Origin of the sequence: Devosia sp. RR2S18, assembly GCF_030177755.1 — a bacterium.
Classification (GTDB): Bacteria; Pseudomonadota; Alphaproteobacteria; order Rhizobiales; family Devosiaceae; genus Devosia; species Devosia rhizosphaerae.
Genome location: NZ_CP126539.1, coordinates 1,333,092 through 1,348,175, shown reverse-complemented (window position 1 = coordinate 1,348,175; position 15,084 = coordinate 1,333,092). Strand labels below are relative to the sequence as shown.

General features: G+C 59.0%; 15 protein-coding genes and 1 pseudogene. 5 read left to right on the top strand and 11 right to left on the bottom strand.

The window, feature by feature from the left end; all coding sequences use genetic code 11:
• Nucleotides 1-50: 50 nt before the first annotated feature.
• A complete protein-coding gene (locus tag QOV41_RS06540; protein WP_284580320.1) occupies nt 51-551 on the bottom strand; it encodes a cupin domain-containing protein in 501 nt (166 codons plus the stop codon).
• Between the two features lie 208 nt (nt 552-759).
• Nucleotides 760-1,392: a tyrosine-type recombinase/integrase gene (locus QOV41_RS06535; protein WP_284580319.1), complete on the bottom strand. Its 633-nt coding sequence runs from the start codon at nt 1,390-1,392 to the stop codon at nt 760-762.
• A gap of 299 nt (nt 1,393-1,691) precedes the next feature.
• Here QOV41_RS06535 and QOV41_RS06530 point away from each other — a divergent pair, with 299 nt between their 5' ends.
• Nucleotides 1,692-2,117: a VOC family protein gene (locus tag QOV41_RS06530; protein WP_284580318.1), complete on the top strand. Its 426-nt coding sequence runs from the start codon at nt 1,692-1,694 to the stop codon at nt 2,115-2,117.
• A 191-nt stretch (nt 2,118-2,308) separates the two neighbouring features.
• Here the strand turns inward: QOV41_RS06530 and QOV41_RS06525 are convergent, their stop codons facing one another.
• A complete protein-coding gene (locus QOV41_RS06525) occupies nt 2,309-2,767 on the bottom strand; it encodes an Rrf2 family transcriptional regulator (RefSeq protein WP_284580317.1) in 459 nt (152 codons plus the stop codon).
• Between the two features lie 129 nt (nt 2,768-2,896).
• Between QOV41_RS06525 and QOV41_RS06520 the strand changes: the two genes are divergently transcribed.
• From QOV41_RS06520 to QOV41_RS06510, 3 genes are all read left to right on the top strand, one after another.
• Nucleotides 2,897-3,802 carry an NAD(P)/FAD-dependent oxidoreductase gene (locus QOV41_RS06520; RefSeq protein ID WP_284580316.1) on the top strand — a complete coding sequence of 302 codons (906 nt, stop codon included), beginning with the start codon at nt 2,897-2,899 and terminating at the stop codon, nt 3,800-3,802.
• Nucleotides 3,802-4,491: a class I SAM-dependent methyltransferase gene (locus tag QOV41_RS06515; protein ID WP_284580315.1), complete on the top strand. Its 690-nt coding sequence runs from the start codon at nt 3,802-3,804 to the stop codon at nt 4,489-4,491. The genes QOV41_RS06520 and QOV41_RS06515 overlap by 1 nt, the downstream gene beginning before the upstream one ends.
• Nucleotides 4,492-4,715: 224 nt before the next feature.
• Nucleotides 4,716-5,246 carry an AAA family ATPase gene (locus QOV41_RS06510; RefSeq protein WP_284580314.1) on the top strand — a complete coding sequence of 177 codons (531 nt, stop codon included), beginning with the start codon at nt 4,716-4,718 and terminating at the stop codon, nt 5,244-5,246.
• Nucleotides 5,247-5,319: 73 nt separating this feature from the next.
• Here the strand turns inward: QOV41_RS06510 and QOV41_RS06505 are convergent, their stop codons facing one another.
• On the bottom strand, nt 5,320-6,513 hold the full coding sequence (locus QOV41_RS06505; RefSeq protein WP_284580313.1) for an MFS transporter: 1,194 nt from the start codon (nt 6,511-6,513) through the stop codon (nt 5,320-5,322).
• Nucleotides 6,514-6,560: 47 nt separating this feature from the next.
• On the opposite strand from QOV41_RS06505, the gene QOV41_RS06500 reads away from it, so the two are divergent.
• A complete protein-coding gene (locus tag QOV41_RS06500; RefSeq protein ID WP_284580312.1) occupies nt 6,561-7,223 on the top strand; it encodes an ArsR/SmtB family transcription factor in 663 nt (220 codons plus the stop codon).
• Between the two features lie 241 nt (nt 7,224-7,464).
• On the opposite strand, the gene QOV41_RS06495 is transcribed toward QOV41_RS06500, so the two are convergent.
• The 7 genes and pseudogenes from QOV41_RS06495 to QOV41_RS06465 all read right to left on the bottom strand — a co-directional run.
• Nucleotides 7,465-7,842 carry a response regulator gene (locus QOV41_RS06495; protein WP_284580311.1) on the bottom strand — a complete coding sequence of 126 codons (378 nt, stop codon included), beginning with the start codon at nt 7,840-7,842 and terminating at the stop codon, nt 7,465-7,467.
• Between the two features lie 7 nt (nt 7,843-7,849).
• Complete coding sequence (locus QOV41_RS06490; protein ID WP_284580310.1) at nt 7,850-8,836, bottom strand: sensor histidine kinase; 987 nt, start codon at nt 8,834-8,836, stop codon at nt 7,850-7,852.
• Between the two features lie 219 nt (nt 8,837-9,055).
• A complete protein-coding gene (locus QOV41_RS06485; RefSeq protein WP_284580309.1) occupies nt 9,056-10,801 on the bottom strand; it encodes a sensor histidine kinase in 1,746 nt (581 codons plus the stop codon).
• A 93-nt stretch (nt 10,802-10,894) separates the two neighbouring features.
• Complete coding sequence (locus tag QOV41_RS06480; RefSeq protein ID WP_284580308.1) at nt 10,895-11,242, bottom strand: hypothetical protein; 348 nt, start codon at nt 11,240-11,242, stop codon at nt 10,895-10,897.
• A gap of 332 nt (nt 11,243-11,574) precedes the next feature.
• Nucleotides 11,575-12,726, bottom strand: coding sequence for an HPP family protein (locus QOV41_RS06475; protein WP_284580307.1), 1,152 nt, complete (start codon nt 12,724-12,726; stop codon nt 11,575-11,577).
• A gap of 141 nt (nt 12,727-12,867) precedes the next feature.
• A complete protein-coding gene (gene gdhA / locus QOV41_RS06470) occupies nt 12,868-14,223 on the bottom strand; it encodes an NADP-specific glutamate dehydrogenase (protein WP_284580306.1) in 1,356 nt (451 codons plus the stop codon).
• A gap of 250 nt (nt 14,224-14,473) precedes the next feature.
• Nucleotides 14,474-15,013 (bottom strand): annotated as a pseudogene (locus QOV41_RS06465) (MFS transporter); the annotation flags it as partial.
• Nucleotides 15,014-15,084: the final 71 nt, after the last annotated feature.

The following is a 15,084-nucleotide window of genomic DNA, read 5'->3' as shown; positions in this document are numbered from 1 at the left end:
AAGTTTGGCTTGGGAGTCCGTGCCTCACCCCCGCCAAACAAGCACATGCTTCAATGATCGGGGAACGCTAGCCTGTGCTCCAGACAAAGCCGCTCGATACTGCCGTAGTCGACGTCCAAGCCGTACTTGGCGTCAAGCGCGGCAGCAGCGTCCCCCGCCATAGCTTTCGGATCTAGAGCGATCTCTTTGAACAGTTCTTCAAAGCCACCGGGCGAGATAATCTCAAGCAGCCGGCACTCTTCGTCCCCTGGGTTCCAGAATGTGTGCCACTCGTTCCTTGGCTTAAGGACAAAGTCCCCACTATTTGCCTCGAGTGTTCGTTCGCCGACCCTGGCTCCCATGCGGCCCTTGAGAACTAAGCTGTATTCGTCTTCTCGCGAGTGACGGTGGAGCGGTGCTGCCAGGGTGCGTGGTGGCACCCAGTGCTCAACAATAGAGACCCGGCCTTGCGAGCCTGCGGTATCCAGCAGAAATCGCGCACCTAGGCTACCCAAATCGACAGTTTCGCCCCCATCAACCGGCACTAGCCGGCGGCTTACGGTCTGCATCATCTGGCCTCCCCAATATGCCAAGCAAAGCACAGGTTCGAATGTAGCTAAAGAGGTTGAGGGAGCACATGGCGACCGAACTGGTTGGCTGAAATGATTGCCACCGCGACGAGACGTAGTTCCGCGCGCCTATGCCCGTTGCCCCTAGAGAGGACAACGGGCATGGACGCATGAGGCGCAACTCCGCCAAGAAAACGGCGGAGCCACCAGTCTAGATTTCTGTAGCCTCTGCCAGCGCCAGTGCGTCTTCCACGTCGACGCCCAGGTATCGAACTGTATTCTCAATCTTGGCGTGTCCAAGCAGAATTTGGATCGCGCGGAGGTTTCCAGTGGCTTTGTAGATGATCGATGCCTTCGTGCGTCGGAGGGAGTGCGTTCCGTATTCCTCAGGGCGCAGACCAATTGCAATTACCCACTCATCCACCAGCCGTGCGTACTGACGCGTACTGAGGTGGCCGGCGACATTGACGCGACTGGGGAAGACGTAGTCATCGACACTTCCGCCACGGCGCTCAAGCCATGACAGGAGACTGGCCCTGGTGTCAGCACTGATCTCGAACTGAACAGGCCGGCCGGTCTTCTGCTGAGTGACCATTGACCTTGCTCGTATCGCCCCACCTGCGACCAGTGTGCCAATTTTGATTTGTACAAGGTCGCAGCCTCTCAGCTTGCTGTCGATTGCCAGGTCAAAGAGGGCGCGATCCCTCATTCGCCCCTCCCTGTCGAGGAAGAAGCGTATCGACCAAATCTGTCGGATCTTAAGTGCCCGCTTCGCACCGACTTGCTTGCCTGCATTCCAGGCTGTCCGCCCGACCGCTGCCGGGTCATACTGTGAAATACCCATGGTAGATCTCCTTGGCCGAGGATCGGCCAAAAGAGAGGCTGCGTCGTCAGATCGCGATAAACCAGAGGCAGCTCCCGACCCCATTCCAGTCGTTGATTGTTGAAGCAGGCCTCCCTGAAAGCGGACCTTCCTCGTTGACGCTAAGCGCTTACAGCTCTAGCCTTTTCTCGTCTGAAACAGGTTAGGTTCGGGAAGGTTGGCCCGGCCCCCGTTCGAACGGGTCCTTCCGTTACTCTGGTAACGGCCCAAGACTATCAAGGCGCTTGCATCCTGCAGGCGCCGATAGAAAGGGTATGGATATGAAACCTCGGATTTCCGTTCTCACGCTCGGTGTCGCCGACCTCGAACAATCGCTTGCCTTCTATCGGGATGGGCTCGGCCTACCGACCGAGGGTATTGTGGGTCGCGAATTCGACCATGGCGCCGTCGCCTTTTTCGATCTGTCTAGTGGGCTTAAACTTGCGATCTGGGCTCAGGACGATATCGCCCACGATACTGGCCTGCCCCAGTATCCGGTATCTTCGACCGCCGTCACTATCGGCCAGAATGTTCTGCACCGAGAAGAGGTCGACAGGACGCTAGAGGCGGCGCAGCAAGCGGGTGCTGAGATTATTAAGCCGCCTCAGGACACGTTTTATGGCGGCTACGCTGGGTACTTCCGCGATCCGAACGGTCATCTGTGGGAGATAGTCTGGAATCCACAGATGCTCCCTGCAGAAGACTGATCGCGCTACTAGGTCATGGGCTTTTAATGCCCATGGCCACCTTGGCCCGACGCCGTTTGGAACGCCAGTCTGCTCCCACTCGGAGGCGCCGGTCCGCACCCCGATTCGGACCTTAGCGCCGCCGTCTGTAAAAAATGCTGCCGTTTGCGCCTACGTATTTCCTTGGGCATGCCTTATGAGGCACTTAGGCTTTAAGTCGAAGACGCAGCGGTTATGCCGTGTGAATGCACGATTGCGCCACGTGAGTTGGCAGGGATCAGACTCGCCAACTTTATGCTTGCAAGCTGCTCGACAATGATTGCCTCCGCTTTGGTTAGGGTAGCGGAGAGGGCTACGTTGACAGCCTGCTCGACCTTGCAACCGGACTGCTCATTTCGGCTGCCAATAGCGAATAAACCTGGTTGTCCCAAGGCACGGTAGACGTCGAACAGAGTAATCTCGGTTAATGGCTTGGCCAAGGACCACCCACCACCATGCCCTTTTTCAGACCGCACATACCCGGCCTCTCGCAAACCAGCCATGGTGCGACGGAACACGGCTGCGTTCGTTCCCATGGCTTTAGCCATCAACTCTGATGTTTGGGGAGCCGTGACCTGACCCAAATGCAGCAACACATGCAAGACGCCTGACAGACGGGTATCCTTGTTCATCTCCGACTCCGCTCGCTGGGCTAGATCACATCAGTTGACCTACCACAAACTGTCACGTATCAACAACAGATACATGAAATGGCTTGGTGCCACGCCGTGTGTTTGGCAGGCGACCTGTGGAGTACAGACATGCACTATGACGCGATTATTATTGGAGGCAGCTTTGCTGGTCTTTCTGCGGCGATCTATCTGGCTCGAGCACGCAGATCGGTTCTGGTTATCGATGCCGGCAAACCTCGCAATCGCTTCGCTGCGCAGTCGCACGGGTTCTTCGCGCAGGATGGCAGTAGCCCAGCAGCTATGATCACTACCGCCCGCAAGCAGGTTGGGGCATATCCAACCGTGACCATCATGGACAGCGTGGCAGGTGATGCTTGGAAAGAGGATGACCGCCTGATGGTCGCGCTTGAAGATGGCGCAGTGCATTCGAGCGACCGGCTGCTGCTGGCGTTCGGTGTTTCTGATGTTCTGCCGGAGATTGCTGGACTTGCAGAACGGTGGGGACAGTCGGTGATCCACTGTCCTTATTGCCATGGCTATGAGTTCAGCGAGCGCCAGCTTGGCGTGCTGCAGCTTTCACCCGTATCGCAGCATCAAGCTTTACTGATTTCGGAATGGGGGCCGACCACCTTTTTCCTCAATGGCGGTGCCGGCCCTGATGATGCTGTGCTTGAACAGTTCCAAAAGCGTGGCATTACAATCGAAAGTCGGTCGATTGAAGCGCTGGTTGGGCCAGGCGCCGATTTGTCCCACGTCCAATTAAGCGACGGGGCCACGTTAGCGCTGGACGCTCTATTTATCGGCCCGCAGCAATATCTTACTAGCGCGATCGCCGAGCAGATCGGCTGCAAGCTCAATGAAGGTCCCTTTGGACCTTCCATCGCAGTGGACGATATGAAAATGACGAGCGTTCCCGGTGTCTATGCCGCTGGCGACATTACCAAGGGTGGTGGTCACACTGTCACCTTTGCCTCTGCCGACGGCGTTATGGCCGGATTGGCAATCCACCGTTCATTGGCATTTGGAGCATTCTGATGGCGCGTAACCACAACAACCACTTTGCCAACCCAGCAGCGATCGCGTCCTATGTCGAGAATGCGCAGAAGAATGTGCCAGGGCTGACTGACCTGCATCGAATGGTGATGCTGCTCCTGGCCGAGCACACCCAGGGACCTGCTGATATCTTGGTCGTCGGCGCAGGTGGCGGCATGGAAACCAAGGTTATGGCCGAGGCGCAACCTGAATGGTGCTTCACCGGGGTCGATCCATCCGCTGCAATGCTGGACCTGGCGCGGCAAACGCTGGGCTCCCTTGGACAGAGGGTCACGCTTATCGAAGGTACGATCGATCAGGTTCTGGAGCCACCCTTTGATGGAGCCACCTGCCTTTTGACGATGCACCATCTCGACCGCAGTCAGCGCCTCCACCTCCTTCGCGAAACGCGGGCACGTCTCAAACTCGGAGCGCCGTTGGTAACGGTGGAACATTCGGCGCCTTCGCCTGATGCCGCGCTTTGGATGGCTCGCTCCGTGGCCTTCAGCGATCGCAACGGCCCGGACTGGGACAAAGCCAGATCGTCTGGCCAGAGGATGACCGAACACTTGACGCTGTTATCGTCAGAGGCCGAGCAAGACTTGCTACTCGAGGCTGGCTTTGGAAATGTTGCCATGTTCTACGCAGCCTTTTCATTCCGCGGCTGGATCGCGACCGCTGGAACAACGTAGATGGCATACCGGCAGCTTCCCGACGTGCGCGTTCAGAACCTGCTATCTTCAACCTGGCGTTGGGCCGATGCCTGTTCTCCACCTGAACGAGCGTGTTCAATATATCGATGACGTTAACTTAACCTCTGAAACGGGTCGTTATCTCCCGGCAGATGACGACCCCTGCCCGGTCCTTGCCGGCCTCCATAGGTATTCCCAACAGCAGACATCGAACGTAGATACCAATGAACCTGCGACACATCGTACTTTCCGGCTGTTCGGGTGGTGGTAAGTCAACCCTCCTGTCAGAGCTGGAGCGAAGGGGGTTCGCTGTCGTACCTGAGCCTGGCCGCCGGATCGTAGAGGAGGAGCAACGCGGCGATGGGCTTGCGCTGCCTTGGGTCGACCTTTCCGCCTTCGCCAAGCGAGCTATCGATCTCGCATCCGAGGACCGGAGACGCATGGTGGACGTAGCCGGCTGGGTCTTCTTCGACCGAGGCTTGGTGGACGCGGCGGTGGCGCTTGAGCATGCGACAGGCATATCCGCCAGGAATTTGCTGGCGACCTATGACCGCTACCATCAGAGCGTTTTTCTGACGCCGCCTTGGCCAGAGATCTACGTTACCGATCAGCAGCGGCAACACAGTCTGGCTGAGGCGATCGCAGAGTACGACCGGCTACTGATGGCGTACCGCGAACTTGGGTACGACACTTTCATCCTGCCGAAGGTCGGGGTAGCAAATCGAGTGGACTTCGTCCTGCGCCACCTCAGCTAACGACCCATCTTTGTCATCCGGGTTCCGACAAGACCATCCTGAAAGCAGCCGTGTCGTACATCGCCGCAGCAGCCTATGCAGCCACGGCCTTTTTGCTCGTGATCCCCAACCAGAGAATAGCGGCAGCAGCGAAGGCCAGCCACGGCAGCAGCATCAGGTTCAACGCCTGCCAACCCACGGTATTCTGCAGGACACCAGCGCTGAGGGATGCCAGCAGGCCGACGATGAAGATGGTGAGGTCGTTAGTGGCCTGTGCCTTGCCCTTTTCGGCAACGCTGTAGGAGCGCGTCAGCAGGTTGGTGCCGCCTATGTAAAGGAAGTTCCAGCCCACCCCCAGCAGGATCAAGGCCGCCGTGAAGGAGTAGACACCTGTGCCGGAGAGGGTGATCAGCACGTGCCCGGTCAGGAGCGAGATGCCGGTAAACATCATCTGCAGCACGCCGAAGCGGGCGATCAGCGAGCCAGTAAAGAACGAGGGCAGGAACATGCCCAGCACGTGCAACTGGATGACAGTGGCTGCTGCATCCAGCCCATGATGGTGGTGCACCATCGCCAGCGGCGTGGCGGTCATGGCCAGGATCATGATGCCGTAACCGGTCACGGCGCCGAAAAGGGCAACCAGGTATGTGGGCTGGCGAATGATGTCGGCCAGTGGGCGGACCGCTGCCTTATCTTCCGGCGTATCCACCGACTGGGGCACATTGACGCCGAGCAGGACGACGATGGCAAACAGGGATGCCACCGACAGGATGAGGAACGATCCGGTGTATGCGGGCCCGACGAGATCGCCGCCGAAGCGCGCCAGTAGAGGGCCGAGCAACGCTGCCACAACACCACCGGCGAGCACGAGCGAGATGGCCTGTGGCTTGAAGTCCCCTTCGGCCACTTCCGAGGCTGCGAACCGATAGAACTGCGCAAAACCCTGATAAGTGCCTGCGAGGAAGGTGCCGAGGCACAAGAGGGTCAGCGACGATGTGAGCATGCCCGCCGCTGCCGAGAGGCCGCCCAAAGTGCCAAGGCTGGCACCCATGACGAACCCGATCTTGCGGCCTACCCGTGTCATCCAAATGGAGGCAGGGACGGTCGACACCGCAGTTCCCAGGAACATGGCAGCGATAGGTGCAGTGGCCCATTCTGGAGATGGAGCGAGGATGCTGCCGGCAAGGCCGCCGATGGTCATCACCAGCACCGAGACGATCTGGAACAGGGCCTGCGCTGTGGCAAGCAGGGCAACCTGGCGGTGCATCGGACGCATTGCGGATCTCACCAATTTCTCCTATGTTCAATGCATCAATTGAATGAAGCGGAACTGGAATGTCAAGCGACAACCCCAAGCGTGTTCTCTACAGCCACTTTGCAGCTCTGGCCCGTCTTCTTGCCAGCGAACATCGGCTCGAGTTGATCGAACTGCTGGCGCAAGGGGAACAGCCGGTGGAGAGGCTGGTGCAACTGACGGGACTTCCCTTCGCCAACGTCTCCCAGCATCTGCAGCAGCTCCGTAAGGGCGGTCTGGTCATCGGACGGCGTGACGGCAAGAACATCATCTACCGACTGCAGGACGGGCCGATCGTCGAGACGGTAGTTGCATTGCGCAAGTTGGCTGCCCGCAACGTTGCCGCGGTTCAGGAAATCGTCGACACCTATTTCACCGATCCGGACGAACTAGTTCCGGTCAGCACGGCCGAACTGCTGGACCGCATGCAGAGCGATAGCGTGACGGTGCTCGACGTCCGTCCAGCCGACGAGTTCGCCGCCGGCCATCTACCCGGCGCCATGAATATCGAAACCGGTGACCTGGAAAGCAGGCTATCGGAGCTTCCGCCGTCCCGCGAAGTCGTGGCCTACTGTCGAGGACCATACTGCGTCCTCTCGCACCAGGCGATTGCTGCCCTCCGAGCGAAAGGATACCAGGTCCGGCGCATGGCCGAAGGCTTTCCTGAATGGAAAGCTGCAGGTTATCCAGTGCGTACAGCGTGAGCTTCCTGAAGGTCGCAAACGACTGCGCATGAGCGGCTGCAGCCGACCCCATTTTGGTCGTCCACGCCATGAAGGGCGCCTCTTGAAACCGGACGTCCGCAACGATCAGTTCAGAAATCTCCGGGGCCTATCGAGCACTATTCGTCGGAAGAACCGCTCGTCGGAAAGTTGGCTGTCGCCGCCCTGCTGCCGCAGCGAAGATGAACCGCTGCTCGCTGCCGACTGGGCGCAGAGAAGGGGGTCACCTGTGCACGAGGGTTGCCAGTGCCGAAAGCAGGCGATGTTCCGTTGCTGGTTTTCCGATGTTCGTGACACCTCTAAAAACCGCATGTTGATCTAGCGTTTCCTGCTCATAGGCGCTCGACAGCACAAAGGGCACCTTCTGCTCAATGAGCTTATGCGCCACCGGAACGCTGTGCTGACCTCGAAGATTAACGTCGAGTACGCAGGCACAAGGCTTTCGCCGATCAAGCTCCGCTAGCGCGGCCGCAACGGTCGACACAGGACCGACCACCAAATAGCCGCCAGCTTCCAGGAAATCCCGCAAATCCATTGCAATGAGATACTCGTCTTCAACCACGAGAATCTCAAGCGCTTCAGCGGACGAGGTCTGTTCCAAGAGCGGTCTACTGCTGGACTACAAGCGATAGCTGCACCTGCAGGCCGCCATCGGCGAATTCAAACAGGGCCTCACCGCCTTCCGCGCGAGCGCTGTAGTCGATCAGTTCTGTGCCGAAGCCGCGCTGGTTCGGTGCGGTCACTGCCGGTCCTCCTTCTTCTTGCCAGTCCAGAACAAGAAAGGTCTGACCGTCACGCTGTTCCGTATCCCAACGAATGTGAACACTTCCGCACTCTGCTGAGAGAGCCCCGTACTTCACGGCGTTCGTTGCCAGCTCATGGAAGATCATGGAGACCGGCAGGACCTGATACTCAGAAAGAACCACCTCACGACACGGCTCAACTACCGCACCAGCCCCCGCAATTGGACGCAAGGTCTTTTCAATGAGCGAGGCCAGGTCAAACTCGGCGCCACGGGACGATATGAACTCCTGTGCACTGAGGATTGCATCCAGTCGGCCCATGAACGCGTCCCGGTATTCTTCACCGGTCCGGCCTTTCGCCTCTGTCTGCCGAGCGACGGCGCGTAGAATGCCAGAGAGGTTTTTCATGCGATGCCGCGTTTCCGCGATCAACACGTCCTTGGCAGCATCCGCCTTCATCCGTGTGGTTACATCCTCGAAGACAACCAGCATGCTGGTGCTGTTCTCATCAGGATGGGCAAGCTGACGGGCTGTCACCCTCATGGTGCGTTCGCCCAGATGGGGGAAGGTATGCTGAACCTGGTACCCTAGAACGGCCGTAGCGTTCGGCACCACATCGGACAGGAGCCGGCGCAGCTCAGGAATGTCCCACTGACCATTTCCAAGCTCGAATATGGCTTGCCCCAGCGTGCTTTCCCGTTCGGTTCTGAAGGTCCGGTAAAATGCTGGATTTGCATTCGTGACAGCGAGGGCCCTGTCGAGCACCAGCAATGGCTCTTGAAGAGTGTCCACGATGCCCTGCGCTTGGACATGGCTGCTTCGAAGCAGCCGATATAGTTCTTCGAGCGTCATATGCTTCCTATAGTGCCGAGACGCAGTAGATCGACCCGGGCCTTCAGGCCCCTGCACGTTTAGAACAAAAGCGGCAGGCATTCCATTCGTTCCAGCCAGACTTTGCGCCAGAAGGGCTGCAATGCCGAATAGTAGCCGATCTCGCTGAGTGAACCAGACCGCCGCTGGTCGGCACAAGGCTGACCCGCGGGCTAAAGCTGCCACTCGAAAACCTTAGGGCTATAGAGAAGCCTCTTGAGGGTTCCCTTGCCTCGGGCCAGACGCTGTCGGCGTATCGAACGCTTCCGGCATGACCAAGGCTTGCGTCGCCGATGCTCGGATGGTGCATTTAAGCCCAGCGGGGGCGTAGAGGTATTCCACCTCTGCTGCCAGATCGGCATGCATGGAGCGGCTGATCAACTGAGAACCGAAACCAGTTCTGGACGGCTCGGTCACCGTAGGACCGGCTCGTTCCGACCACTCTATTACAAGTTGATCATCGCCAGGTAGCATCCAGGTGATGTCGACGCTCCCGACATCGTTCGAGAGGGCGCCGTACTTTGCCGCGTTGGTACAGAGTTCGTGCACCGCCAACGCGAGGGATAGGGCAGCCTTTGGCTTCAAAATGAGTGATGGGCCTGCGAGATGGAACCGAGCGCTCTCAGACTCTTCGAACGGCGTAACGGCCACACGGAGGGTGCCTTCCAGATCAGCACTCTCCTCCTGCTGGTCGACCAAGAGATTGTGCGCGTCCGCCAAGACCCGAAGCCTGCCAGTGAACACTTCCACCTTCTCCCCTTCTGGCATGGGTGATTTGAAGGTCTGCCTGGCGAGGGCTTGCACCGTCGCGAGCAAGTTCTTGACGCGATGGTTGAGCTCCCGTGCGAGCAGGTCTCGGTGCGCTTCCGCCTTCTCCTGCGCGATCTGGCGCTCACCAATCTCGTCGAGCATGTCATCGATGGCCATGCCGAGGCGATGAAACTCGGTTGCGCCGGTTTGCATGTTGGTTCTGGCCGTTCTGTCGCCTCCTCTCCAATGATCGATCGTGTTGAGGAGGCGGTTAAAGGGTAGCTGGATGAAGCTCCGCCCGAAGCCCCAAGCGAGAGCAAATGCCAGAATTGCTCCTGCCAGTGAGAAGCCCAGTCCCCGGTAAAAGGCTTGGTTGATCGGCGCGAACGCCTCCTCCACCGAAACGCCAGCACTGATGTAGAGTCCGAGACCTCCTGAGGCGGGTTCGTAGCCCAGAATGCGTCTGGTACCATCCTGGCTAACCATCTCCATGGTGCCGCTTTCGCTGGCGGTTACCAGGTGGACGAACCGCTCCTGAATGGAAGTGCCGACGAATTGTTCCGGGAGTGGCTCACGCGCCAGTATTATGCCGTTGCGATCCGCAATGGTGAGCGCGCTACCGGCGCTATACGATCGCTCTCGAACTATTTCTCCAAGGTAGTCGAGACTAACGGTCGCCAGCACATACCCGCTGAGCGCACCAGCGTCGTCCATGACCTGTGTTCCCAGCGACAAACCTGCAGACCTTCCCAAATCCACATGGTGACCGACTGAGAAGAACGCGCCGCCCTGCAGGACGGAGATGACGTCGCTCGTCTCTGCGACCAACTCCTCACCGGCGGCACCCGACCCTGAGGAACAGACCACTTGGCCCTCAAGGTCAGCAACAGTGAGGATGCTGACCTGAGGTAGAGTCCGCTGCAGTTGACGGAGATAAGCCGCACAGCCTTCCTCCTCTTGCTGTTGTACTGGAGGAGCACTAGCGATGGCCACCATAAGGGCTGCTGCACCGGTAACGATGCGCTCCATTTCCAAGGAGGCCTGCTCGGCCAGTCGAGCAGCGTATGTATGCAGCTCTTCGGCCCGGGACTGCCGAAGCGAAACTTCGTTGAACCCCAGGATCGCGACCGCCGGCAGCAAGGCGGCGGCCGTGAGCAGAAAGAGCCGTTGGCTCAGAAGCAGGCGAGGAGCTTTCATGGGGAGACCTCAAGGCACTTCGCCACGCATAGCAGGCGAATTACCTTCGGCGCCAGAACATAACCGGCGCACCAAAAACTGCGCTGGGTGAGGCTAGTCATTCCATTTGGGCGTTGCGCGGAGATCGCGAAGTTGGTCGACCGTAGGTATTGCGGCAGCAGCCAGCGTCAGCGCCGTCTGGGCCGCATTCAGTTGGTAGACCATAGCGAGGACAATTGTGGCCAGGCCTGGTGCGCTGACCAGCGGTGACACTACTGCAACAAACATGTTGTACCAGAAATAGTCGCGCGAGTCGGGCATGACCAGCATGACCAAGGCGGTCACCAGCACCGAAGTGCTGATGGCAATCAGCGTGAAAATGGTAAGCGTGCGTATCAACCCCAGCTTCAGGAGCCAGTCGTAATAACGATGGTACCGCTGCGCAATCGTTTCCTTGATCACCGACCGTCCCCGTCGTCTATCGCAATCGGTGAGGATCTTGCCACGTTGCTTTGCTTCGCCTCGTTAAACCACATGCTTAACTCATTCTACCCACAACCTTTCAGCTCGGCCTGGTTCACAATCACCTGGATACCTGGCCTCTCTCGATCCACGACATGCGCCTTCCCACTTCCGCCTGCTCCATGGCTTTCCACCATGATCCGCGAGCTCGACTATTTCGGCGTGTTGCGTGGTGCTGGGCACGGACACGGCGCACCAGTGGGTGCTAGCGCCAGCGTTCAGTTGCGGGACCAGCCATCACGGACTGGTAGTGAAGTGCTGCTGCAAAAAGATTAAGCAGTCAGCGCTAGTTCCTCGGCATTGACGTGAAAGAGTGCGGAAAGCACGTCCGACTGCGTCACCACGCCAATGAGGATGCCCTGATCATCGAGCACCGGCAGGTGGTGGTGGCCCGTCTCGGCCATCACCTGTACTACGCGGGCGATCGGCATTGCCTGGGAGACACAACGGACTTGCGCACTCATCAGCTCACGTGCCTTGCCACGAAGAGGCCGGTCTGAGTTCGTCTTCGCGCGCAAACGCCAGCCGAGCCCCGTGGCAACGGGAGCTGGACCCCAGTCCGCCTTTTCCAGCAGGTCAGTTGCGGTGAGTATGCCGACAACGGTTCGATCATCTTCAACAACGGGCAATGCCTTGAGGCCATGGCTCCGCAGCAACCGCAGACACACCCGTAGAGTGGTAGCGGGTGCGACCGTGATCACCTCGCGTGACATGATTGAACCCGCGGTCACACCTCCGGATCGTCGTGAGAAGGCCATCGCCTCTGCACGTTGCAAAACCTCGTCCAGATCGGCCGGGTCTATGGGCACAACCTCGTCTCGTTCCTTGATGGCGGTTGTCAGGTCCTCGATCGTGACGCCGAGGCTACCGCCGCCCCCACTCCCCACGCTCGGGCTCGGACGGTGCGGGTATTCTTTCCCGGTCAACTTGTTGAACAAGAGGGCCAAGAGCAACAGGAGCACGGAATTAAGCCCGACAGGCCATAGTATGAAGCCATAGCCGAGCTCTGTAATCGCCGGACCGCCGATCACGGCCGTAAGCGCAACGGCGCCGCTGGGCGGATGAAGGCAACGACAGGTCAGCATCAGCCCTATACTGACTGCCACGGCGAAAGCTGCAGCAACCAGTGGCTGAGGAATGAGAATAGCGGCCGTGACGCCCACCAGCGCCGCCAGGCAATTGCCAGCCAGGATCGACCAGGGCTGGGCGAGTGGGCTGGTTGGCACTGCAAATAGCAGCACAGCCGAGGCACCAATTGGTGCCATCAACAGCGGGGTTCCTGCGTCGGAGCCAACCGCAGCAGCAGTCACGATTCCCGTCACCAATATTCCGGCGAACGCCCCCAACGCAGCACGCAGTCGTTCCTGCCCACTGACAGGAACGAGGTTGGGCAGGAGCTGGTTGAGAAGCGCTAGTCGCAACATGGGAGCTGAGTAGCAGCGGAACTGGGAAAGCTCAAAGGCCTAGCGCCTAAATTTCGTCCGTTCCGCGCAAATGTTGTGCAGTCAATCGGAGTAAGGAGGCCTTGCGTGCCGCATTGTCAATTAGGCCGATCTTCCAGAGAGTCAGATCACACCTAATGCGCGCATGGCCTCCGCCACCCGCACAAAGCCGGCGATGTTGGCGCCCAGCACGTAGTCACCGGGTGCGCCATATTCGTCAGCGGTGCTGGCGCAAGTATCGTGAATGGTTCGCATGATCTCGGCCAGTCTTGCCTCGGTCTTGTCGAAGCTCCAGCTATCACGGGAGGCGTTCTGCTGCATCTCGAGGGCTGACGTCGCGACCCCGCCGGCGTTGGCAGCCTTGCCGGGCGCAAACATGACCCCAGCCTCCTGGAAGATGCGGATAGCCTCAGGGGTCGAGGGCATGTTTGCCCCCTCCCCCACAGCGACGACGCCGTTGGACACCAGGGTTTTGGCGTCCTTGCCGGTAAGCTCGTTCTGGGTCGCAGAGGGCATGGCGACGTCGCAGGGTACGTCCCAAATGGAGCCTTCCCCGGCTTTGACGAAGTGGGCACCACCGCCTTGGCCCTTGAGCTCCAGATAGTCGGCAATGCGCCCGCGGCGAACCTCTTTGACCTCCTTGAGTAGCTTAAGGTCTATCCCCGCTTCGTCGACTACATAACCGGAGCTGTCGGAGACCGCGACGACCTTGCCGCCGAAGGACTGCACCTTCTCGACACTATAGACCGCAACGTTGCCCGAGCCGGAAACCACCACCTTCTTGCCTTCGAAGCTCTGATCCTTGGTCTCAAGCATGGCTTGGATGAAATAGGTGTTCCCGTAGCCAGTCGCTTCGGTGCGGGCCCGTGAGCCGCCATAGAACAGCGCCTTGCCGGTGAGCACACCCGCTTCGTAGCGGTTGGTCAGTCGCTTGTACTGGCCGAACATATAGCCGATCTCGCGCCCTCCCACACCGATGTCACCAGCTGGAACATCGGTGTGCTCCCCGATATGGCGGGACAGTTCAGTCATAAACGATTGGCAGAACCGCATGACCTCGCCATCGGACCGTCCCCGCGGGTTAAAGTCCGCCCCGCCCTTGCCGCCACCGATGGGCATGCCGGTGAGAGCGTTCTTGAAGGTCTGCTCAAACCCCAGGAACTTGATGATCCCGACATTCACCGAGGGGTGGAAACGAAGGCCACCTTTATAGGGTCCCAGAGCCGAGTTGAACTGAACCCGGAAGCCACGATTAATCTGCACCTGCCCCTTGTCGTCCACCCAGGGCACCCGGAATATGATCTGTCGCTCGGGTTCGCAGATGCGCTCAATGAGGGCATGCTCGAGATAATCGGGCCGCTTCGCGACCACCCGTCCGAGGCTTTCCAGCACTTCGCGAACCGCCTGATGGAACTCGGGCTCGCCCGGGTTGCGGTGCAGCACCTGCTCGAGGAGCGGCTCTAGTTTCTCGTCGATCATCGGTTTGCTCTTTGAGTCCGTAAGCACAGGGTCGTGAACTCATTACCCCACTGACATCAGGATCGCGAACAACAAACAGGCATTCTGCCCATTTTTGTCGCAGCACAGCTGACCTCGGGGCTTTTGTGACGGAGCTGCTGCCGCAGGGGCGGATAGCCTGTTCGGGTATATGGATTGCAGCGCAGGCGGGCGGTAAGCAGGTTGATACGTCACTGAGCAGCGGAAATCATGAGCGGGAGTTGCCTCGACCTCACCGCACCTTTCCCATGTCGGGCAGGAATACGGTCAGCAACCCGGCCAATGGCAAGAAAGAGCACAGCCAGAACACATGCTCGATGCTGGTAGTATCAGCCAAGGCACCGAGTGCGGCGGCCGCTATGCCGCCCGCACCAAAGGCAAAGCCGAAGAAGATGCCAGCAATCATTCCTATTCGCCCCGGCATCAGTTCCTGCGCGAACACCACGATTGCCGAGAACGCCGATGAGAAGATCAGCCCAGTGAGGATAGTCAGAATGACGGTCCAGGTGAGATCCGCATACGGCAAAGCAAGGGTGAAGGGCAGCACCCCTAAAATCGAGAACCAGATGACGAACTTCGCACCAAACCGGTCACCAATGGGGCCACCCAGGAACACGCCCAGGGCCGATGCGCCCAGGAAGACAAAGAGAAGAAGCTGCGCGTCCTGAACCCCAACCTGGAATTTGTCGATCAGGAAGAAGGTGTAGTAGCTCGACAAGCTCGCCATGTAAGCGTTCTTGGTCAAGGTCAGCACCGTCAGAACGGTCAGCGCGATCATCGTGGTTCGCTTGTCAAGAAGCAAAGCGGTGGGGAGCTTGAGGTAGTTCTGAGGTATATCGGTCA